This is a genomic window from Paenibacillus sp. J22FR5 (genome assembly GCF_059691975.1).
In genome coordinates this window covers 103,272-123,508 of record NZ_JCAUAN010000023.1, presented here as the reverse complement: position 1 = coordinate 123,508, position 20,237 = coordinate 103,272, and the positions used below count along the sequence as shown (strand labels likewise).

19 protein-coding genes are annotated in these 20,237 nt (G+C 45.2%); 18 read left to right on the top strand and 1 reads right to left on the bottom strand.

The features are described 5' to 3' along the window. Positions 1-193 precede the first annotated feature (193 nt). The 8 genes from AC58P7_RS24350 (at position 194) to AC58P7_RS24315 (ending at position 11,422) form a co-directional block, all read left to right on the top strand. The gene (locus tag AC58P7_RS24350; protein ID WP_497347531.1) at positions 194-2,020 is read left to right on the top strand and encodes an APC family permease; all 1,827 of its coding nucleotides are present in this window, start codon (positions 194-196) and stop codon (positions 2,018-2,020) included. A 290-nt stretch (positions 2,021-2,310) separates the two neighbouring features. Beyond that, entirely contained in the window at positions 2,311-2,412 is a 102-nt protein-coding gene (locus AC58P7_RS24345) for a potassium-transporting ATPase subunit F (RefSeq protein ID WP_497347522.1), read from the top strand. 47 nt (positions 2,413-2,459) lie between these two features. Continuing rightward, the gene (kdpA, locus tag AC58P7_RS24340) at positions 2,460-4,130 is read left to right on the top strand and encodes a potassium-transporting ATPase subunit KdpA (protein WP_497347529.1); all 1,671 of its coding nucleotides are present in this window, start codon (positions 2,460-2,462) and stop codon (positions 4,128-4,130) included. Between the two features lie 32 nt (positions 4,131-4,162). After that, complete coding sequence (kdpB, locus tag AC58P7_RS24335) at positions 4,163-6,205, top strand: potassium-transporting ATPase subunit KdpB (RefSeq protein ID WP_497347520.1); 2,043 nt, start codon at positions 4,163-4,165, stop codon at positions 6,203-6,205. A 28-nt stretch (positions 6,206-6,233) separates the two neighbouring features. Next, positions 6,234-6,797: a potassium-transporting ATPase subunit KdpC gene (gene kdpC, locus AC58P7_RS24330; protein ID WP_497347518.1), complete on the top strand. Its 564-nt coding sequence runs from the start codon at positions 6,234-6,236 to the stop codon at positions 6,795-6,797. Between the two features lie 84 nt (positions 6,798-6,881). After that, a complete protein-coding gene (locus tag AC58P7_RS24325) occupies positions 6,882-9,185 on the top strand; it encodes a histidine kinase (RefSeq protein ID WP_497347516.1) in 2,304 nt (767 codons plus the stop codon). A 4-nt stretch (positions 9,186-9,189) separates the two neighbouring features. After that, a complete protein-coding gene (locus AC58P7_RS24320) occupies positions 9,190-10,758 on the top strand; it encodes a DUF4118 domain-containing protein (protein ID WP_497347514.1) in 1,569 nt (522 codons plus the stop codon). Then, positions 10,724-11,422: a response regulator gene (locus tag AC58P7_RS24315; RefSeq protein WP_497347513.1), complete on the top strand. Its 699-nt coding sequence runs from the start codon at positions 10,724-10,726 to the stop codon at positions 11,420-11,422. The genes AC58P7_RS24320 and AC58P7_RS24315 overlap by 35 nt, the downstream gene beginning before the upstream one ends. Before the next feature lie 64 nt (positions 11,423-11,486). On the opposite strand, the gene AC58P7_RS24310 is transcribed toward AC58P7_RS24315, so the two are convergent. Continuing rightward, positions 11,487-12,173, bottom strand: coding sequence for a hypothetical protein (locus AC58P7_RS24310; RefSeq protein WP_497347511.1), 687 nt, complete (start codon positions 12,171-12,173; stop codon positions 11,487-11,489). Positions 12,174-12,426: 253 nt separating this feature from the next. Here AC58P7_RS24310 and AC58P7_RS24305 point away from each other — a divergent pair, with 253 nt between their 5' ends. The 10 genes from AC58P7_RS24305 (at position 12,427) to AC58P7_RS24260 (ending at position 20,218) form a co-directional block, all read left to right on the top strand. Then, complete coding sequence (locus AC58P7_RS24305; protein WP_497347509.1) at positions 12,427-13,449, top strand: HD-GYP domain-containing protein; 1,023 nt, start codon at positions 12,427-12,429, stop codon at positions 13,447-13,449. Further along, entirely contained in the window at positions 13,446-13,748 is a 303-nt protein-coding gene (locus AC58P7_RS24300) for a helix-turn-helix domain-containing protein (RefSeq protein WP_497347507.1), read from the top strand. Before AC58P7_RS24305 ends, AC58P7_RS24300 begins: the two co-directional genes overlap by 4 nt. A 215-nt stretch (positions 13,749-13,963) precedes the next feature. Continuing rightward, positions 13,964-14,725, top strand: coding sequence for a YveK family protein (locus AC58P7_RS24295; protein WP_497347505.1), 762 nt, complete (start codon positions 13,964-13,966; stop codon positions 14,723-14,725). Then, a complete protein-coding gene (locus AC58P7_RS24290; protein ID WP_497347503.1) occupies positions 14,706-15,377 on the top strand; it encodes a CpsD/CapB family tyrosine-protein kinase in 672 nt (223 codons plus the stop codon). Before AC58P7_RS24295 ends, AC58P7_RS24290 begins: the two co-directional genes overlap by 20 nt. A 43-nt stretch (positions 15,378-15,420) precedes the next feature. Further along, positions 15,421-16,704, top strand: a complete 1,284-nt coding sequence (locus AC58P7_RS24285; RefSeq protein WP_497347501.1) for an efflux RND transporter periplasmic adaptor subunit — start codon at positions 15,421-15,423, stop codon at positions 16,702-16,704. Between the two features lie 21 nt (positions 16,705-16,725). Next, positions 16,726-18,435, top strand: coding sequence for a hypothetical protein (locus AC58P7_RS24280; protein WP_497347499.1), 1,710 nt, complete (start codon positions 16,726-16,728; stop codon positions 18,433-18,435). A gap of 12 nt (positions 18,436-18,447) precedes the next feature. Then, on the top strand, positions 18,448-18,651 hold the full coding sequence (locus tag AC58P7_RS24275) for a hypothetical protein (RefSeq protein ID WP_497347497.1): 204 nt from the start codon (positions 18,448-18,450) through the stop codon (positions 18,649-18,651). Between the two features lie 73 nt (positions 18,652-18,724). After that, the gene (locus AC58P7_RS24270) at positions 18,725-19,510 is read left to right on the top strand and encodes a hypothetical protein (protein ID WP_497347495.1); all 786 of its coding nucleotides are present in this window, start codon (positions 18,725-18,727) and stop codon (positions 19,508-19,510) included. Then, positions 19,507-19,776, top strand: a complete 270-nt coding sequence (locus AC58P7_RS24265) for a PqqD family protein (protein WP_497347493.1) — start codon at positions 19,507-19,509, stop codon at positions 19,774-19,776. Before AC58P7_RS24270 ends, AC58P7_RS24265 begins: the two co-directional genes overlap by 4 nt. Then, entirely contained in the window at positions 19,763-20,218 is a 456-nt protein-coding gene (locus AC58P7_RS24260; protein ID WP_497347491.1) for a signal peptidase I, read from the top strand. Before AC58P7_RS24265 ends, AC58P7_RS24260 begins: the two co-directional genes overlap by 14 nt. The last annotated feature ends 19 nt before the right edge of the window (positions 20,219-20,237 follow it).

The following is a 20,237-nucleotide window of genomic DNA, read 5'->3' as shown; positions in this document are numbered from 1 at the left end:
TGTTGGACAAATACAACTCATTACGGAATATTTCATGAACCGCCGTATACCGAACGGTAAGTACGGTGGTGTGAGAGGTCGGGGACTAGCCGTCCCCTCCTACTCGATTAACGTAATGGGATTTCCAATATTTATAATTGTTTTTGAGAAATAGGGCAAACTGAAACGTACATATCACATCTGGGTGGTGCACATATTGTCTTACCTAAAACGTTTGTTAATTGGTCAACCGCTAAAATCCCACGAATTAGGGGAGCAGAAACTTAATAAAAAGAAAGCTCTGGCGATTCTTTCATCCGATGCACTCTCCTCGGTTGCCTATGGGCCTGAGCAGATTCTAATCGTGTTAATAACGGTTAGCGCAGCCGCTTTTTGGTACACAATCCCTATCGCTATCGGTGTTCTGTTTCTTTTAGTAGCCCTTATTTTGTCGTATAGGCAAATCATTTTTGCTTATCCGCAAGGGGGAGGTGCCTATGTCGTCTCGAAAGAGAACCTTGGGATGAATGCTGGGCTGTTCGCGGGCGGTTCCTTATTGGTCGATTACATATTGACCGTAGCGGTAAGTATATCCGCGGGTACCGATGCGGTAACGTCAGCTTTTCCAAGCTTGCACCCGTACACGGTACCGATAGCACTCGCGCTCGTGTTCTTTATTACAATTCTCAATCTTCGTGGAATAACAGAGTCGGCCTCTATTTTAGCGTATCCCGTGTATTTGTTTGTGGTGGCGCTGTTTATCCTCATTGGTGTCGGGTTATATAAGATCGTTACAGGTCAAATCTCTCCTGATTTGCATGCTCCCTTGGGGACCCCCGTCGCGGGTATTTCTTTATTTTTATTGCTAAGAGCCTTCTCATCGGGTAGCTCGGCTTTAACCGGGGTTGAGGCCATATCGAATGCTATTCCAAATTTTAAGACACCTGCCCCGCAAAATGCCTCCAAAACGTTGATGGCAATGGGCACATTATTAGCTATTTTGTTCGCGGGCGTCATTTACTTAGCCTATTACTACGGCATCGCGCCACACGAAAAGGAAACCGTCGTTTCCCAGATCGCAGCTACAACGTTTGGTAGGCATGGTATGTATTATATTATCCAAGGCACAACGGCGATGATTCTTGTTCTAGCAGCGAATACGGGATATTCCGCGTTCCCTTTGTTGGCGGTAAATCTGGCGAAAGATAAATTTATTGCCAGAATGTTTACGATGCGGGGAGACCGATTGGGGTATTCAAACGGGATTATTTTCCTAGCTGTGACCTCGATGCTATTAATCATCCTATTCAAAGGGCAGACCGAGCAGCTCATCCCTCTCTATGCCGTGGGTGTGTTCATCCCCTTTACGCTTGCACAGACTGGCATGCTGGTGAAATGGATGCGGGAGAAGCCGAGAGGCTGGTTGCTCAAATTAACGGTTAATTTGGTTGGCGCATTCATGAGTTTCATTGTCATGATGATTTTCTTTATAACCAAGTTTGGACAAGTGTGGAGTGTGCTGATCTTTCTACCACTCATGGTTTTCATTTTTCATCAAATCAAAAAGCACTACGATGCGGTCGGCGAGCAATTACGATTAACTTCTTGTGAACCAGCGGTCCCGATTGAAGGAAATGTCATGATCGTGCCTGTTGCGGGCTTCACGCATGTGGTTGAGAATTCGTTGAACTATGCCAAATCGCTTTCCCCAGATCAGATTATCGCGGTGTATGTGGCCTTTGAACGGGATGATGAGAAAAAGTTTGAGGAGAAATGGAATAAGTGGCAGCCCGATGTGCGTTTAGTCACGTTACATTCCCATTATCGAAGTATTGTTCATCCGCTGACGAAATTTATTGATACGGTTGATCATAAAGCGGGGGAATCCAATTTCCGGGTAACCGTCATCATCCCCCAGTTTATCCCTAAGAAAAACTGGCACAACATCCTCCACAATCAATCGAGTTTGCTGATTCGGGCATTTCTGCTGCGTAAGCGGAACCTTATTGTAACGACCGTGCCGTATCATTTGAAAAAATAGTTGTGCCCGAAAAAAGAGAGCACCTTCATTCTACTCATTAATACGAGTGGAGAGGTGCTCTTTTTCATGTGTAAACGAATTTTTATGTTTTTTTTATAAGGATGCTATAGATTCTTTACCCCCTTTTTATATGGTCTAGCGTTACACTATTTCAGGAAAGGGGGCGGTGATCGTCATGTACAACGATGTAACGATGATCTTATTATTCGTAGTTTCATTTCTAGGGTTCTGGGGATTTGCAACATATTGCGAAAAGGCATAAAGCATCATCTTTGGATGTTAGCTTTTAAATGAAAATGTTAGGAGGTAACTCGATGATTGTAATTGGACTCATTGCCTGTGCCATCATGGTGTATCTCGGTTTTGTTCTAGTGAAGCCAGAGAAATTTTAAGTGTAGAATATGAGCTTATGTAAGCAGGGGGAGAACCTACTATGGGGATGGGATTGTTACAAGTAGTCATCACACTGGGTATTATCATGCTTTTGGTAAAGCCGGCGGGTAGTTACTTGGTAAAAGTGTTTAGCTATGAAAAGAGTGTCCTTGATCGTGCTTTTGGCCCTATCGAACGTGTATCTTATCGCATCATGGGTGTCCGCGAAGATGAAGCGATGGGTTGGAAAAAGTATCTAGGGTCTGTATTACTCGTTAATTTTGTGATGATGCTCCTGATTTATGCCGTGTTTCGGCTTCAAAAATTTCTGCCGCTTAATCCAGATGATATCGGTAATATGCCTCCGGCTTTAGCTTTTAATACGGCGGTTTCCTTTATCACAAATACGAACTGGCAAGCCTACAGCGGGGAAAATACACTATCGTATTTCTCTCAAATGGTAGGCATTACGTTCCCGATGTTTACATCGGCAGCAACCGGATTCGCTATCGCTGTCGCATTCACACGAGGTTTAGTTGGCCGTCAAGATAATCTTGGAAATTTTTACGTGGATATGACAAGAGCAATTACGCGCGTATTTCTACCGCTCAGCTTCATTGTTGCTCTAGTCTTAGTTTTTCAAGGTATCCCACAAACCTTATTGGGAGCGGTACAAGCGACAACCATTGAAGGCGCTGGGCAAACGATTACCCGTGGTTTAGTTGCTTCTCTGGAATCGATTAAACATATTGGTACCAATGGTGGTGGTTGGTTCGGTACGAATGCTGCGCATCCATTTGAAAATCCAACGCCTGTGTCGAACTTGATCCACATTATTTGTATGATGCTGCTTCCTACTTCACTGGTGTACGCATTCGGACTCATGATCAAGAACAAGAAGCAAGGCTGGACGATTTTTGCTGCAATGGGGATCATCTTCGTAGTTATGCTCGCTACTGTTTTCTATGCGGAGTATAAAGGTGTGCCTGCCGTAGATGCGTTAGGCGTGCATGGCAACATGGAAGGGAAGGAAGTCCGGTTCGGGGTGTCTGAGACTGCCCTATTTACAGCAGTAACTACGGCCGCAACCACAGGCAGCGTGAATGCGATGCATGAGTCGCTTACTCCGCTCGGAAGCATCACCCCTTTTGCAGAAATGATGTTGAACAATGTGTTCGGCGGTAAAGGGGTAGGCTTGTTAAACGGTTTGCTTTACCTGATTTTATCCGTGTTCATCTGTGGACTCATGGTGGGTCGTACACCAGAGTTTCTAGGTAAGAAGATTGAAGGCAAGGAAGTCAAGCTGGCGGCCATTGCGATTCTGATCCATCCGCTCATCATTCTCGCACCGACAGCTTGGGCGCTGATTCGTCCTGAATCTATTCATTCCATAGCCAACCAGGGCATGCATGGTCTATCGGAAGTGTTGTATGCCTTCACGTCAGGTGCGGCAAATAACGGATCTGCCTTTGGCGGCTTAACGGCAAATACGAACTTCTATAACTTGGGTATCGGTATGGTCATGCTGTTTGGCCGTTACATTTCAATCATCGCGATGTTAGCCATTGGGGGTTCACTTGCTACGAAACGTGTCGTTCCTGTTACGACGGGCACACTGCGGACGAATACGCCTTTATTTATGGGAATTATGATCATGATTATGCTAGTTATTGGTGCTCTAACGTTCTTCCCGGCGCTGGCATTGGGGCCGATTGCTGAACATTTGGCGGCGCGTTAAAAGGATAGACGTAATAGAGAGGAGTGATTTACATGTCTGTAGAACGTAAAAAAACAATGACAAAAGAAATAATGAATCAAGCGATCGTTGATTCGTTCAAAAAATTAAATCCTTGGATTATGATGAAGAATCCGGTCATGTTTGTAGTTGAGGTGGGCACGGCGATTACCTTGCTGCTTTCACTCGCACCCGAGCTATTTGGCAGCACAGAAGTAGGGCGGGGTTATAACATCGCGGTGTTCTTGATCTTGCTGTTCACCTTGCTTTTCGCAAACTTCGCTGAAGCTTTGGCGGAAGGTCGCGGCAAGGCGCAGGCCGATTCCCTGCGGAAGACGAAATCCGATACAATGGCTCGTCTGGTTCAAAAGGATGGTTCTTATAAGCAAGTGTCTTCGACTTCTCTTCGTAAAGGAGATGTGGTCCGGATTGAAATCGGGGAGATCATCCCATCCGACGGTGAAATCATTGAAGGTTTGGCATCGATTGATGAATCCGCCATTACAGGCGAATCCGCCCCGGTGATTAAGGAAGCAGGTGGCGATTTCTCATCCGTAACAGGCGGTACGCGAGTAGCTTCTGACTATATCGTTGTCAAAGTGACGACCGATCCCGGCGAATCTTTCTTGGATCGCATGATTGCACTCGTGGAAGGTGCCAAACGGCAGAAAACGCCGAACGAAATTGCATTAACAACGTTGCTTGCTGTACTGACACTGATCTTCTTAATCGTTATTGTGACCATGGTTCCTATGGCGAAGTATTTGAATGTGAAATTGGAGATTTCCACTCTGATTGCATTGCTAGTCTGTCTCATTCCGACGACAATCGGTGGTCTCTTGTCAGCGATTGGTATCGCAGGTATGGACCGTGTGACCCAGTTTAACGTGCTCGCAATGTCAGGTAAGGCTGTTGAGGCTGCGGGTGACATCGATACCATGATTCTTGATAAAACGGGAACGATCACATTCGGAAATCGAATGGCTTCGGAGTTTGTACCTGTAAATGGCATACCTGCAAAAGATATCATCTTTACAGCCCTGCAAGCGTCCGTGAAAGACGAAACGCCCGAAGGACGATCCATCGTGGAGCTAGCGAATAAACTCGGCGCGACTTGGCAGGCAGACAGCTATGCAGGTGCAGGAGTGGTTGAGTTTACCGCTGAGACACGGATGTCTGGTCTTGATTTAGTAGGCGGTACGAAAGTCCGTAAAGGTGCGGTTGATGCGATCAAGAAATATGTAGCTGCTCTAGGCGGCAAAATTCCAGCTGATTTAGAAACGATAACGAACCGAATCGCCAAAGCGGGAGGCACTCCTCTGGCCGTAGCAGTTAACGAACGGATCTATGGCGTTATTTACCTCAAGGATACAGTAAAACCGGGCTTGAAGGAACGATTTGCCGAGCTGCGTGCAATGGGAATTAAGACCGTGATGTGCACAGGAGATAACCCGCTGACAGCTGCAACGATTGCCCTTGAGGCAGGTGTTGATGAGTTTATCGCAGAGGCGAAGCCGGAAGATAAAATTGCTGCGATTAAAAAAGAGCAGCAAGAAGGCAAATTAGTAGCCATGACGGGCGACGGAACGAATGACGCTCCTGCGCTTGCTCAAGCGGATGTAGGACTTGCGATGAATTCAGGAACAATGGCTGCCAAAGAAGCGGCTAACATGATCGATCTGGATTCCGATCCGACCAAGCTGCTTTCTGTGATCTCTATTGGTAAACAATTGTTGATCACTCGTGGAGCGTTAACGACGTTCTCGATCGCCAACGACATTGCCAAATACTTCGCGATTATTCCTGCGATGTTTATTCTAGCTATGCCGCAGCTGCAGGCCATGAATATTATGAATCTGGCATCGCCAGAATCGGCCATCCTATCCGCCTTAATTTTCAATGCCATCATCATCCCGCTGTTGATTCCCATTGCGATGAAGGGTGTTAAATACCGGGCGATGTCGGCGGATAGATTGTTGTCACGCAATATTCTGATCTACGGTATCGGCGGTGTGATCGTACCTTTCATCGGAATTAAGGTGATTGATATGGTGCTTCACGGATTAAACATCGTATAAAGAGAAAGAGAAACGAGGAGATCGCGTTATGAAATCGGTTATTATAGCTGTTCGTGTGTCGTTATTGTTCATGATCGTATGTGGGCTTATCTATCCACTTGCAACGACTGGTATTGCTCAAGTATTATTTCCAAAACAAGCCAATGGCAGTCTCATCGAATCGGATGGTGTCGTGATCGGATCTGAGCTGCTTGCTCAATCTTTTGAATCCCCGAAGCTTTTCCATCCAAGAGCATCCGCAGCCAAGTATGATCCTACCGCATCATCAGGCTCCAATACAGCGGTAGCTTCAAGCGATTATGCTGCGGCAATGGCAGAGAAAATGGATGCCTTGAAGAAAGAAAATCCGAATCTAACGGAAATGCCAGCTGACTTAGTCACGGTATCTGGCTCAGGATTCGATCCAGACTTGTCTCCGGAAGGAGCGAAAGCTCAAATTCCGAGAATTAGCAAGGAAACGGGGATCTCCGAGAGTAAACTCAATGACCTCGTTGACCAACTGTCAAAAACACGACAGCTCGGGATTTTCGGTGAGCCTAGGGTTAATGTGACTGCATTAAATAGGGAACTGCTCAAACAAGTGAAATTGTGAGAAAATCTTTATCGTGGCAGCCACACTCGGATATGTGTAGAGTGGTTTCTATCTATTTTAGGGAAGAGGGAGAAGGTTACTATTTTGGATGGTTTCAAAAGAAAGACACCGGAAGAGATCCTATTATCCATCTCTAAACTGCACCGCGGCAGCTTGAAAATTTATATCGGGGCCGTTAGCGGTTCCGGTAAAACATATCATATGCTTCGAGAAGGACATAACCTCAAGGGGCAGGGGATCGATGTGGTCATTTGTGCAGTATCGACGCTCCAAAGACCGGAAACCGTGGAACAATTAGGGGATTTGGAACGAGTTCCGAGCATCCATTGGATGAAGGACGGTGTCGAACAAAAGGATCTAAATTTGGATGCCTTGCTTGAAAGAAATCCTGAGGTTGTTCTGGTTGACGGGCTAGCTCATCACAACCGGAAAGACGCTATTCATCCAACTAGGCTGGATGATATTAAATATTTACTCTCACACGATATTAGCGTTATTACCACGGTGAATGTCTATGAGTTGGAAGAGGCGATGGAGGTTGCTCATAAACTAACAGGTATTGAAGTGGGGCACTGCGTTCCTTCTGATACGTTAGAACTGGCTGATGAGGTGAGACTCATCGACGCGACACCGGAAACGATCTTAACTCGACTGGAAGATGGTCATTTAAAGGGAAATAAAGATACATTCTTATTTAAGCGAGGCAATTTAGGTGTGCTGAGAGAGCTGGCCCTCCGGCTCGTTGCAGAGGATGTTAACGATTCGTTGGAAGCACATCGCGAGCAAATGGGATTTCAAGGACCATCGGGGGCCACGGAGCGAATTCTAGTTACGACCCAGTATCACTGGAACGGTTCTATTTATGTGCGCCGTGGACAACAAATCGCGAAGCGATTGAATGGTGATCTTCATGTGGTCACGCTGCGGAAAATGGGTAAAACACTGACCAAAGAAGCGGCTGCTTTTCGTAGATCAATTATGAAGCTAGTTGAGAAAGTAGGCGGTAAATTTGAAGAGCTGCCTCTTTCGTATCGCCGCTGCATCCCACAAATATTAGTGGACTACGCCAACTCACATCATGTGACACGTATTGTGTTAGGTCATTCCAAACAAACCAGATGGCAAACATTTCTCCAAGGCTCTGTTATCAATGGTCTGTTAAAACGTGCAAATAATGTTGATGTATTCCTGGTAGCGGATCGCGCCTCCCGTGAGGGAGAGCGTATTCTGCCTGCCCATATGCACACACCCAAGGAGCCTTACAAATATAAACGCCTGAGCAAGCAAGAAGTGGAGGCGAAAATCGAAAAAATCAGGCGCGGTAGATTCAAAGTTTACATTGGAGCTGCGCCTGGTGTCGGTAAAACGTACACCATGCTGCGGGAAGGTAATGATCTGCTCAAAAAAGGGATCGATGTGAAAGTTGGTCTACTCGAAACGCATGGAAGAAAAGAGACCATCGCGCAAATTGGCGATCTCGACATCTTGCCACGGGCAGAAATTCAATATCAAGGTGTCAAGCTTGAAGAGATGGATACAGAAGCCATCATTCGTCTGCGACCTGAAGTGGTCTTGGTTGATGAACTTGCACATTCCAATGTACCTGGAAGTAAAAATAAGAAACGCTATGAAGATGTATTGGATATTTTGGAAGCTGGCATTTCAGTTATCGCAACTGTAAACGTTCAACATTTGGAGAGCTTAAATGATGCTGTCGAGCATATAACAGGTATTCGCGTGCGAGAAACCGTCCCAGACAGCATTCTTCGTACAGCAGATGAAGTACAGTTAATTGATGTATCCCCCCAAGCCCTACAGCTTCGTATGAGAGACGGCAAAATATATGCGATGGTCAAAGTGGATCAGGCGTTAAACAATTTTTTTAAAACGGGGAATCTCATCGCCTTACGGGAATTAGCGCTGCGCGAAATCGCGGATGACGTAGATGAGCGATTGGAATCCATGGAGCGTAAAAGCTCACTTCGGGGACCATGGCGAAGAAAAGAAGTCATTTATGTGTGCATCACGGACATCTCACAAGCCGACCGCTTAATCCGCAGGGGGTTTCGCATCGCGCATCGACTTAAAGCAGGTTGGCACGTATGCTTTATTGCTGCCAGGCATACTGATGACGAGTGGAAGCCAAAGCTGGAGGCTCTAGAGAAGCTGACAATTCGCTTGGGCGGCGAGTTTTCCTATCAAGTGGTAGTGAATCGCAGCCAAATTCCACATCTATTTGCATCCAAAGCCAGTGAAGCCGGAGCTACGCAAATCATCGTTTGGAAAGATGCTATCGTCAAAAAGCTTTTGCCGCATACTAGTACAATGGATGTGCTTATCGTCGCCGATTATGAGTCATGGCAAACTTCGAGAAATAGGGTAAAATAAGCTTATGGAAACTCCAAAAAATGAATTTGTAAACTGGAAATCGTATGGTGTGACCACGCTCTTTATCGTCTTGTTGACGATATGTTTAAAAAGCTTGGATCACTTCTTTGATCTAGTCAATATCTCGCTTCTGTACTTATTTCCTGTTCTATTTAGTGCTGTTCGATGGGGGAGGGGACCCTCTTTTTTTGCTGCGGGATTAGGTGTACTGGCTTTTGATTTCTTCTTTGTTCCACCTACCCTCAGTCTAACGGTTGCTGATTTGCGTTATATCCTGACTTTTGTGGTGTTCTTATGTGTGGCTGGGCTTACCGCAAGTCTTGCTTCCAAACTTAGAACTCAATTTCAGCAAGCACAGCAGAAAGAAGCCAATACCGCCGCTCTGTACGCGTTAAGTCGCAAGATTACAGCGATATCAGATTTAGATGTTTTGCTCATACAGATTGTTGGGCACATTTCCGATACACTAGATGCGAAGGTTGCCATCTTCTTACTGAATTCGATGGGGGAACAGCAGCTTGAAGCCTATTCGAAGGATAGTAGGGATTGGGCGAACGAAGAATCACATCTGTCTATCGCTGCCTGGGTGTACACGAACAATACAATTGCTGGGCGTGGAACGCAGACACTGCGGGAATCAGCAGATCTGCATGTCCCATTAGATACGGATCATCAAGTGCATGGCGTGCTTACTGTGTATGTGGGTGATCGAAGCATAACGGAAATGTCAGAGCTTATTCGGATCATTGAAGCGCTATCTGATCTTGCAGCCGTTGCTATATCCCGGGTTAAGCTTGCGAATGAGGCCAAAGTGGCGCAATTGACAGCCGAGTCGGAGAAGCTTCGGACCGCACTGTTAGACTCCCTTTCTCACGAATTGCGTACACCTCTGGCAACGATTATTGGATCTGTCACTGGACTGCTCGAAGGAGAGGATGTCTTTAGTCCGGCAGATCGGCGAGAGCTATTGCTAACCACTCGTGAGGGAGCAACTCGCATGAATAGACTCGTTGGGAATTTACTGGGCATGGTTCGCATCGAGAGTGGCATGTTGCGTTTAAATAAGCAGTGGTGTGGCATCGAGGACGCTGTTGGTGTTGCCTTAACACAGCTGAAGGATTCTCTGCAGAATAGAGTAGTAAGCATAGATCTGGATCCAGAGCTTCCATCCGTTCCGTTGGATGAGGTTCTTATTGAACAAGTGCTGATTAATGTGATCAGCAATGCCATCAAGTATTCGCCCGAAGGAAGCACAATCCTTATCTATGCGGAGGCGGAACGCGAGATGCTGAATCTGACAATAGAAGATGAAGGAGCAGGCATTATACCAGCCGATAGGGAACGAATATTCGAGAAATTCTATCGAGGAGATCGTACGAAGCATATCCCTGGCACAGGGCTTGGACTTGCCATTTGCAAGAGCATCGTGGAAGCGCACGGCGGCTCGATTTCCGCGAATGCGAGAAGAGACGGCAATCGGGGGACCGCTATTCAAATAAGCTTGCCTTTACCATTCGCTGAGAGGGACGGAGAGAACCATGACAACCATAGGGGCGAAAATTTTAGTTATTGATGACGAGGCACAAATACGAAAATTACTGCGGGTCACCTTAACCGCACATGGCTTTGAGACAGCGGAGGCCGCAACTGGCCAGGAAGGCCTGCTGCAGGCCGCGATGGTCCGGCCAGATCTCATTGTGCTGGATTTGGGACTGCCTGATATGACCGGCATGGAGGTGCTCGATGGGATTCGGGAGTGGTCGCAGGTTCCCATCATTATTTTGACCGCGCAGGATCAGGAGCAGGATAAAGTGGCCGCCCTAGACCGCGGCGCAGACGATTACGTGACGAAGCCGTTCGGCATGGGCGAATTCATGGCTCGGATGCGCGTAGCGCTCCGGCATATTGCCAAAGCACCGGACGAACCCGTGATCAAGCTCGGCCAACTTGTCATTGATTTGGCGAAGCGCAGCGTTGAACTTTATGGTGAGAAGCTCAAGTTAACACCGACCGAGTATGACTTGTTGAAAGTGCTTAGCGTCAATGCGGGTCGTGTCATGACACATAAACAGCTGCTCAAGCAGGTTTGGGGAGGTCAGCAGTATGAATCTGACAGCCAATACCTGCGGGTGTATGTTGGGCATTTGAGGAAGAAAATAGAGATCGATCCGACGAGACCTCAATATATTTTGACAGAGCCAGGAATCGGGTATCGGTTTGCTTGGCAAGAGAGTTGAAAGATTGGAAAAAAGCTTCCAACCCCGCGATGACGTGGTGTTGGAAGCTTTTTGATAGGAGCAATTAACAAGTAAACGAGTCAATAAAGCGCAAATCAATACCGAAGAACATCCATGAGAATCCCGTCCAACGGAATCCGGCAATCGAGGTGCGACCCACGAACACTGGATAATACCAGAATTGTTGCCCGTTGCTTTGCCATATATATGTGAATCTGAATAAGCAGCGGGAGATGCCGCCTGGATCTACGGCGTAAACACCCGGCGCTTTAAGCGGCTTTTGCGGTATGTGAGCGGGTGGCGCAGAAGTTGGCGGTTGCTGTCCGCCCGGCCCTGGTCCTGGCCCGCCCGGAAACCCACCCGGCCCGCCTGGGAAGCCGCCCGGCTCGCCAGGGAAACCTGGTCCACCCGGGAAGCCGCCTGGCCCGCCAGGGAAACCTGGTCCACCCGGGAAGCCGCCCGGTCCACCTGGAAATCCTGGTCCTCCGAAGCCGCCTTGCTGTCCTGGGAAGCCAGGCATCATGCCGCCAGTTCCGGGGAAGCCTGGCATGCCAGGCATGCCGAAGCCACCTAAACCGCGTGGATCAAAGGCAGGTACCCAACCATAATATTGCGGTACTGGATAGCCGTAAGGGTATGGCGTATTTTGCGGATAATAAGCAGTTGGGTAGTCCGAGTCCGGTGCCGCGCTTTGTGTTATTTCATTTTCAAGCTCTACATCGCGCAACTCTTGTTTTTTATTCGAAGCCATTCGTGAAGTCCTCCTTAGGTAAAAGCGGATAGTCGATACTTACTATATGCGGAGGGATAGACGGATGTCACGGTTTATAAATATCAAAAGTAAAAGGATCCCAGGACCTATAGTTAGTGGTATAATAAGGATTACTGGGAAAATTAACCTATAAATTGTGCCGAAATATAGGATAAATCTCCCATATATATGAAGTAATTTGTCGTATATAATTGAAAATGGTACTATTTTGAAATTAATGGAGCGGGATTTCTTGAGAGACCTATTGGGTAAAAGATTAAGATATGATGTGACAACAAGCTATGGGCTAGTCTTAGTCCCCATTCATACCGTTCTCAATCAAGAGCATTTGGAATTATTTAAGCAGCATCGCATTGATACGATGGATATCGTAACAACGACCATGCCAGATCGCCAGCTTGAATCGTCACCCGCTCAAGACGCTAATCGTCTTGTTCAAAAAGCTACACAATATGCCAAAGACTTATTCGAGCGTATTCAAACGCAAAAGAAAATACCGCTGCTTGAGATCAAGAATGAATTAATCCCAATCGTCCAGCAGGCAGCCGAAAACCCTGATTTATTTCAGTTGTTTCAAGCTGTCAAAGCCAAAGATGAATACACCCATCAACACAATATAGGAGTGGGCATTCTTTCTACACTTATTGGCAAATGGATGGAATTGGCAGAAACGGAAGTAGCCCTATTATCCTTAGCAGCTACGATGCATGATGTGGGTAAAATCAAGATTTCCCAAGAGATTCTGATGAAGCCTGGGAAATTAACGACGGCAGAGTACGAAGAAATAAAAAAGCACACAATTCTTGGCTATAATATGCTGCGTGAAACAGTGGGTATTAACTATCGTGTCGCTCTTGTTGCCCTTCAGCATCATGAACGAGCAGACGGAACCGGCTATCCCCTGCAACTGCAGGATAGTCAATTGGACAAAATGAGTCGAATTGTTGCCGTTGCGGATGTTTTCCATGCGATGTCTTCCAAGCGACCTTACCATGAGATGATGCCTTTTCACGAGGTAGTCAGCCGCTTAAGGAAAGGATTCTTCGGAGAATTAGATCCACATATTGTGTCTATCTTTTTACAAAATATGATCTACAACTTAGTAGGCCGACAAGTACTTCTTACCGATGGACGTTGGGGTGAGGTCGTCTATATTAATCCAACCGATGATACGCATCCACTAGTTAAAATTGAAAATTCCTTTCTTGATCTCAGTCGAGAAAGACATATTCATATAAAGGAAGTTGTCATATGAAGCCAATGATCTCAGATAATCCAGATGTTTTACTACAGTTTTATTCCAGTTACGGGCTAACACAACGTGAAACCGAAATTCTTTCTTTACTCGCTACCTATGGGTACACCAATAAGGAAATTGCCGAAAATTGCTGTATCAGTGAGAAAACAGTGAAAATACACCTTGCCAACATTATGAGTAAAATTGGCATTGGCTCCATGCGCAAGCTGCTAGCGCTGCTATTGCAGCAAGCACTGTTGGTTTCTGGGCTAGGAGCGAGTGAGCCGGTGCGTGTTGCTTCGATGGGAATGAGATAAGGAGTGGGATATACATAGCAAAAGCAGCCTGTCCTCTATGGGGAAAAGGGCTGCTTTTTCGTTTCTATTAACCTCTTTCAACTGATACAATTTGGAACCAAAAACACAGAATAATGTGTTGACATGATACGAAAAGTATCTTAAAGTAAGAGTAACAAATAAGATACAAATAGTATCATTACGATTTAAAAATAGACTTCTCATGGAGGGGAATCATGGAGATTAATCTGAAAGAATATGTGTCGATTGTACTAAAACGCTGGTGGCTTATCTTACTTGTTGTAAGTGTTTGTACGATCCTAACAGCGATGTATTCGACATCTAACTACGTTCCGATTTATCAAGCTTCTACCAAATTGATCGTCAATAAAACCTCAGAACAGGATCAGCTAGGTAAGGAACAAATTGATTATGGCGCAATCGGTGTGAACATGTCTCTCATTAATACCTATAAGGAAATCATTAGAACCCCAGCGATTATGGATAAAGTCGTTCAACGATACCCCGATTTACACGTTTCCACAGACCAATTAATTTCAATCGTGAATGTTACCAACCTCAATGAAACACAAGTCATGTCAATCGTCGTTAGACATTTTTCACACGAAAGAGCAGTGCGAATTGCGAATGCAGTATCGGATGTTTTCCAATCAGAAATTCCTAATATTATGAAGGTTGATAACATAACGATTCTCAATCGAGCCAAAATTCAGGACAATCCTACACCGGTAAATCAGAAATCCAATCAATACATTATTCTGAGTTTTGTTGGGTCACTTGCTGCTACGATTGGTATCATTCTCCTGTGGGATGCGATGGATGACACCTTGAAAACAGAAGAGGATATTCGAGAGGTTTTTGAACTTTCGACCTTGGCGTACATACCTAAAGTGAAGAACAGAATGATGCGGACAAAACGGAAAAACAAATTTAGAAAAAAAGCAGAGGAAATCTCATATGCCAAAACCATCTACTAATGCTAGTTCGGCCGTTATGATGCAAATTAGCGCAAATTCCTCGACATTAGAAGCCTATCGATCATTAAGATTTAATATTGAATGCTCAGTTTTCGGACGCGAGGCGAAGACGATTACTATCACTTCATCGAGTCGAGGTGAGGGGAAAACAACGACAGCCGTTCAGTTGGCCATCGCCTATGCCCAAATCGGAAAGAAAGTGTTGTTACTCGATGCGGATCTTAGAAATCCATCCATTCATCTTGCATTTGGTGAAGAGAATAGACGAGGGCTAACGAACTATCTGGAAGGACATTCCTCCGTTAACGAGATTATTCGAGAGACAATCGTAGAGAATCTATCTATGATGACCTCCGGACCAAGCTCACAGAATCCATCGGGATTGCTAGCTTCTAAGCAAATGGATACGCTCTTAGCCACGCTAAGAGCAAGCTTCGACATGGTCATTGTCGATACGCCATCCCTGCTAACTATTACTGATGCCAAGATCATGGCGACCAAATGTGACGGGATCCTCCTCATTGTTGAATATGGAAAAGTGAAACGTGAGGTAGCTAAGAAAGTGAAAGAGGAGCTTATGCTCGCGAATGTGAAATTGATTGGTGTGGTTCTGAACGAAGTTAAGAACCATCACGCGAATGCGTATCTCTGATTTCTTTTGGAAAATTAAAGTAAGGGGAGCGAGTTTATAGCTAATGAGACAAAAAAGACGAAAGCCGCATCGGCGAACCGTAAGAATCGTCTGCATCTTGACGCTAAGCGTTGGAATTTTGGCGGGCTGCTCAGATTCAGCAGTTGTGAATACGGACGCGAAGTCTGTTTATAAGGATCAAGCCCTCCAAAGTGTGAAAGTATTCAAGGTTATTAAACAAAAAATCGGAGACCCGCTCGAACGGGCAGCAGAAGTGCAATCCTCCGCTCAATTTAATGTGCTTGCCAAGGCTTCTGGTGATATTGAACAGATCCTGAAGAAACGTGGAGACATGGTTCAAGAAGGCGATGTGATTGTTAAGTTAAAGTCTACGGATGTTCTTACTCAACGAGAAGCAGCTGCTGCAGCCGTCAAATCTGTTCAGGATGCGATTGTAAAAGCGAAGGTAAAGGCGAAAAAGGAAACGGAAAGTCAGAAGCTAGAAATGAGCAATGCCGTTCAGAAAATGGAGTTAAGTATGACGACACTCCTACGCAGCTATAACAAAATGAAAAATGATTATGATATTGGACTAGCTACCAAAGCTCAGTTATACCAAATGGAAACTCAGATGATGACTTCCCGTATGGATCTGGATCAGCTCAAACAAAAGCTCAATACCTTAGAACCTATTGATGCCGCCTCCGAATTAGAGACACAGCTCAAAGCTGCCCAAGTAGCGTTGCAGCAGGTTGACCAATCGATGCAAAACCTTGAAGTGAAAGCCACGGTTAGCGGCTTACTGACGGAGATGCCTTTAGAAACAGGTATGGTCATCCAGTCTGGCTCCCAAATCGGGATTATTCAAAGACTGGATCCTATTAAAATTAAAGCACAGCTATCCGAGGATGAAACGAAACTAGTCGGCGATAAGACAGAGATGTCATATTACTTACCAGGCAACAAAACGAAGTTTAAGGGCCCAATCAGTTACTTAGCTAAAGTTATTGATCCCGCAACGAAGTCCTATGAAGTTAATCTAGAAGTACCGAATAAAGATCATAGCTTGCTGCCAGGCATGAAGTTGAGGCTGCAAATGTCGGAAGACAAAGACCAAATTGTCGTAACCGTGCCAACCTATAGCATTGTGAAAGAGGGAGAGAATGCCTTTGTCTTTGTACTCACGAGCGATACTGTTGAGAAGCGGAGTATTCAATTGGGTAGACTTAACGAACCGAATCAAGAGGTGCTCTCAGGTCTGAAAGAAGGAGAACTCGTTGTCAAAACCAACCCTAGCTCATTAATCGATAAAGCGAAAGTTCAAATGACGGCCGTGGAAGAGCAATAATTAAAAATGGAGTGACTCGACTTGAAAATAAACTGGAAAAAAACGACGATTATGTTCATCCTTGCGGCCTCCTTAGTAATTCCATCTGCGACCTTCCATGTCGCTGCGGATGCGAAATACTCACAGGCTTCGACGGAAACGAGCTATCAACTTACCGATGTACTTAAAGTTGAGGTAAAAAGTATTTTGAACGAGCCAACCTCCGAGGGCACTAGAATTGGCGCTGTTGTTCGCCTCTATAATGATGGGGACCGCTTAACGGGTGTTCCTGAGTATGAAGTTCGTGTGAGGACGCAAGAGGGATTGGAATATATTATGCGTCCGAGCCAGGCTAATCCTAGGAATATTCAACCCAAGGAGACCATTGAGCTGAGTTATATGAATGTCATAGATCGATATGACGTCTTTTCATTGAACGAGCTCTCTTGGTTAGATGTGGATGAATTCGTTTATCCGAAACAAGAAAAAAGAATCATCACCGTACCGATTTCAGATCTAGAGTGGAAAGGAGAGAAGGCGAACCTTTCTGACCCAGCTCTGATCAAGAAGTGGGAGGATACTTTCACAATCCCTGTGTTATCCGACATCATTGAATATCAACCGGTGAGTCTGGATGAACAGAATACACCAGAGGGTCTCATGACAGTTGTCGGCTTGTTGGCAACGAATGTAGGGGACAAAACAACCGCAATACCTGATTTTCGAGTTAACGGGAAGTCACAAAACAAAGTATTCATCGGCAAACGATTGGAGCAGGAAACGATTACACTTGATCCAGGTGAAAAGACTTATCTCTACTATGCGATTCCAGCTAAGAATAGGGCTGATTTGAAAAGCTTACTTGTACTGACACCCGAGGACTTTGTTGCGGATGACAAATCGCATAGCTCGTATTTAATTGGCAGACTGACGATCAATTTATCGGGAGCTGCGAATACACAAAAATTTATGAATCAACTCGTATCTTATGAATGGAATAAGCCCATACGGTTCGATCCATTGAGTCAATTGATTCAGCCAGAGGTTGAGGTATCCATGGTAGATCTGCAGATGAATGAGAGCACAGGCGGAGGCTTTAAAGCCGTTGTTGCCAAATTCAAAATGCTAAATAAGAGTGCAGGCCCTATACAGGTTCCTCAATTCCAAACGGTGCTGACAAGCGCTACCGGAAATAAATATGGTGGCACTAGACAAGAAACGAAGGTTGAGACATTAATTCCGAATATTAGCTACGTCATCTATTACTCCTATATTGTACCGAACTCTGAAACAGGGGCGCAATTGGCCATGGAGATCCTAGATGGTACAAGAGTGGAGTCCTACAACTTTGCTGTCGCGGCTTTCAAGACGAAGGTTATGGATTCGGCAGATAAGGCCTTCTATCCTTTTAACGTTACATTAAATAATTGGTCTGTCGACTCCAGCTACAATATGGGAAAAGGAAATTCATACGCCTACAAATTAAATGTAGATTTTGACATCAAGCTTCAGGATGAAGTTGTCGTTGATCAAAGCTTTTCCAAAATGAGGCTTGAACTGGTTGACTCTACAAACAGAATTATGGCGTCGAAGGTGCTCTCATTTACAGGAGAGAACAAGCTCGTTAGTGGTTCACAGACACTTAATTTTGATCTGGATCGCTACGAAAATACGGTAAGCCTTCGCATGTACGAGATTGTTGACACACCATTTGGTGAAGTCAAAAGACTAATCCAGACTTGGAAACGATAGGAGAGAGACACGATGGAAAATGAAACAGCAATGAAACGAAAGCAATATACTCGCCCCAAGGTCTTAAGTCAGCAACCGGTTCGATTTGAAACGGCACAAAGCTGGAATAAAGGGCATGGTAACTTGAATCACCCAGGAAACGGGAATGGCGGAATTCATTATCCGAACCCGCCTTACAGCGGACCACATAACGGCAACGGCGGCGGTCATCACTAGGAAGTTGTGTAAATGAGGTCAATGGTCATGGCTATTGACCTCAGAAATTAATTAAGTCCCGAGGGGATGCAGCATGGAACTCATTTATACAAGAATTGGCGAGCATGATATGCAAGTCCAATGTGAATCAGACATGATATTGAATTGGATGGGAAAGAACTTCCCACTCACACCTGTAACGCAGGCAACACCCGATATTCAGCTTCAACTTAAAGACGGATACGGGATTCCCTTTGTTGACTACGAAGTGACGATAACGAAATCCGCCAGTACAATTTGCTATCGCAGAGCTGATTATCGAATTGAGGTAGATGTGGATTATCGTAAAGCCATCATCTCTGTGAATAATGAATTGGCATTAAAGCACGCATGGATGAATCTGTATAGCTCCTTTCTGGTGCACCACCAGTGGGGACTATTAATTCACTCATCATGTGCGATCGATCAGGGTAAAGCTTTTTTATTCGCAGGTTATTCTGGAGCTGGTAAATCTACCGCCGCTAAGCTATCTCACCCTCGCGAGCTTCTCTCCGATGAAGCAACGATTGTCAAAATTACGCGAGATAAAGTCACCGTGTTTGATTCTCCTTTTCGAAGTGAATTATCCCGAACGGGTACTAAGGAGAAGAGCCCTTTAGCAGGTATATATTTATTGAACCAGGCAAGCGATAATCACCTTGTTCCTCTTAGTAAATCCAATGCATTCCTTCATTTAATGGATAAAGTATTTTATTGGTCACATAGCTCGGAAGAGACCGTACGCATCCTCCAATTGTTAGAACAAATGGTTCACTCCGTCTCAATCAACGAGCTGCATTTTCAAAAAAATAATACATTTTGGGAGCTGATTTCTTCATGACCCAGTACCTGCGGATGAATGATTACGAGTCCATTGAATTGGATATGGAGTGGATTATTTTGAACACAGATGAATATACCTTAACGAAATTAAACGGTGTGGGCGGATTTTGCTGGTCGTTGCTGGGTACAGCGCAAACAGTAAGCTCCATTAGTGAAGCTGTCCGGAAGGAGTATCAATCCGTGGATGAAACGGTTGAAGCTGATGTTGAAGCGTTCTTGCGCGATATGATCGACCGGGGACTGGTTCAGCATGCAGTTTCATAAGGAATTTGTGCAGCTGATTACGCAAGTGATGGAGAAGAGAGGTTGGATTGAGCTTCCTGCTCAAGGCACGAGTATGTACCCTTTTATTCGGAAGGGGGATATATGCAGGTTCGTACCAGCTCAGGCTTCCATTATCAAGAAAGGCGATATCATCTTGTTTCGTACACCATATGGAAGCTTAATCGCTCACCGTTTATGCCGTAAAGTCATAAAGGACGAACAGATGACCCTACTGTGTAAGGGAGATACGAATTTGACTTATGATGTAGCCATCCATCAGGATCAGTTGATCGGAAGGATGGACTGGATCAGGCGGAATCAGCGGATTATTCATGTGACGAATCCAATTGCCTATGTATGGGGCTTTATTGTGCTGAACTTCCCTATGATATCGCTAGCGTTAAACTATTATTTGCATCATAGAGAACGTGTCCAAACGTAGAATGTTAATGGAGTGTCGT

What these genes read in the sequence shown, in the direction of transcription:
- AC58P7_RS24345 (WP_497347522.1), top strand. Translation starts at nt 2,311, where the DNA reads ATGAAAATGTTAGGAGGTAACTCGATGATTGTAATTGGACTCATTGCC.
- kdpA (WP_497347529.1), top strand. Translation starts at nt 2,460, where the DNA reads ATGGGATTGTTACAAGTAGTCATCACACTGGGTATTATCATGCTTTTG.
- kdpB (WP_497347520.1), top strand. Translation starts at nt 4,163, where the DNA reads ATGTCTGTAGAACGTAAAAAAACAATGACAAAAGAAATAATGAATCAA.
- kdpC (WP_497347518.1), top strand. Translation starts at nt 6,234, where the DNA reads ATGAAATCGGTTATTATAGCTGTTCGTGTGTCGTTATTGTTCATGATC.
- AC58P7_RS24320 (WP_497347514.1), top strand. Translation starts at nt 9,190, where the DNA reads ATGGAAACTCCAAAAAATGAATTTGTAAACTGGAAATCGTATGGTGTG.
- AC58P7_RS24315 (WP_497347513.1), top strand. Translation starts at nt 10,724, where the DNA reads ATGACAACCATAGGGGCGAAAATTTTAGTTATTGATGACGAGGCACAA.
- AC58P7_RS24310 (WP_497347511.1), bottom strand. Translation starts at nt 12,173, where the DNA reads ATGGCTTCGAATAAAAAACAAGAGTTGCGCGATGTAGAGCTTGAAAAT.
- AC58P7_RS24300 (WP_497347507.1), top strand. Translation starts at nt 13,446, where the DNA reads ATGAAGCCAATGATCTCAGATAATCCAGATGTTTTACTACAGTTTTAT.
- AC58P7_RS24295 (WP_497347505.1), top strand. Translation starts at nt 13,964, where the DNA reads ATGGAGATTAATCTGAAAGAATATGTGTCGATTGTACTAAAACGCTGG.
- AC58P7_RS24290 (WP_497347503.1), top strand. Translation starts at nt 14,706, where the DNA reads ATGCCAAAACCATCTACTAATGCTAGTTCGGCCGTTATGATGCAAATT.
- AC58P7_RS24285 (WP_497347501.1), top strand. Translation starts at nt 15,421, where the DNA reads ATGAGACAAAAAAGACGAAAGCCGCATCGGCGAACCGTAAGAATCGTC.
- AC58P7_RS24275 (WP_497347497.1), top strand. Translation starts at nt 18,448, where the DNA reads ATGGAAAATGAAACAGCAATGAAACGAAAGCAATATACTCGCCCCAAG.
- AC58P7_RS24270 (WP_497347495.1), top strand. Translation starts at nt 18,725, where the DNA reads ATGGAACTCATTTATACAAGAATTGGCGAGCATGATATGCAAGTCCAA.
- AC58P7_RS24265 (WP_497347493.1), top strand. Translation starts at nt 19,507, where the DNA reads ATGACCCAGTACCTGCGGATGAATGATTACGAGTCCATTGAATTGGAT.
- AC58P7_RS24260 (WP_497347491.1), top strand. Translation starts at nt 19,763, where the DNA reads ATGCAGTTTCATAAGGAATTTGTGCAGCTGATTACGCAAGTGATGGAG.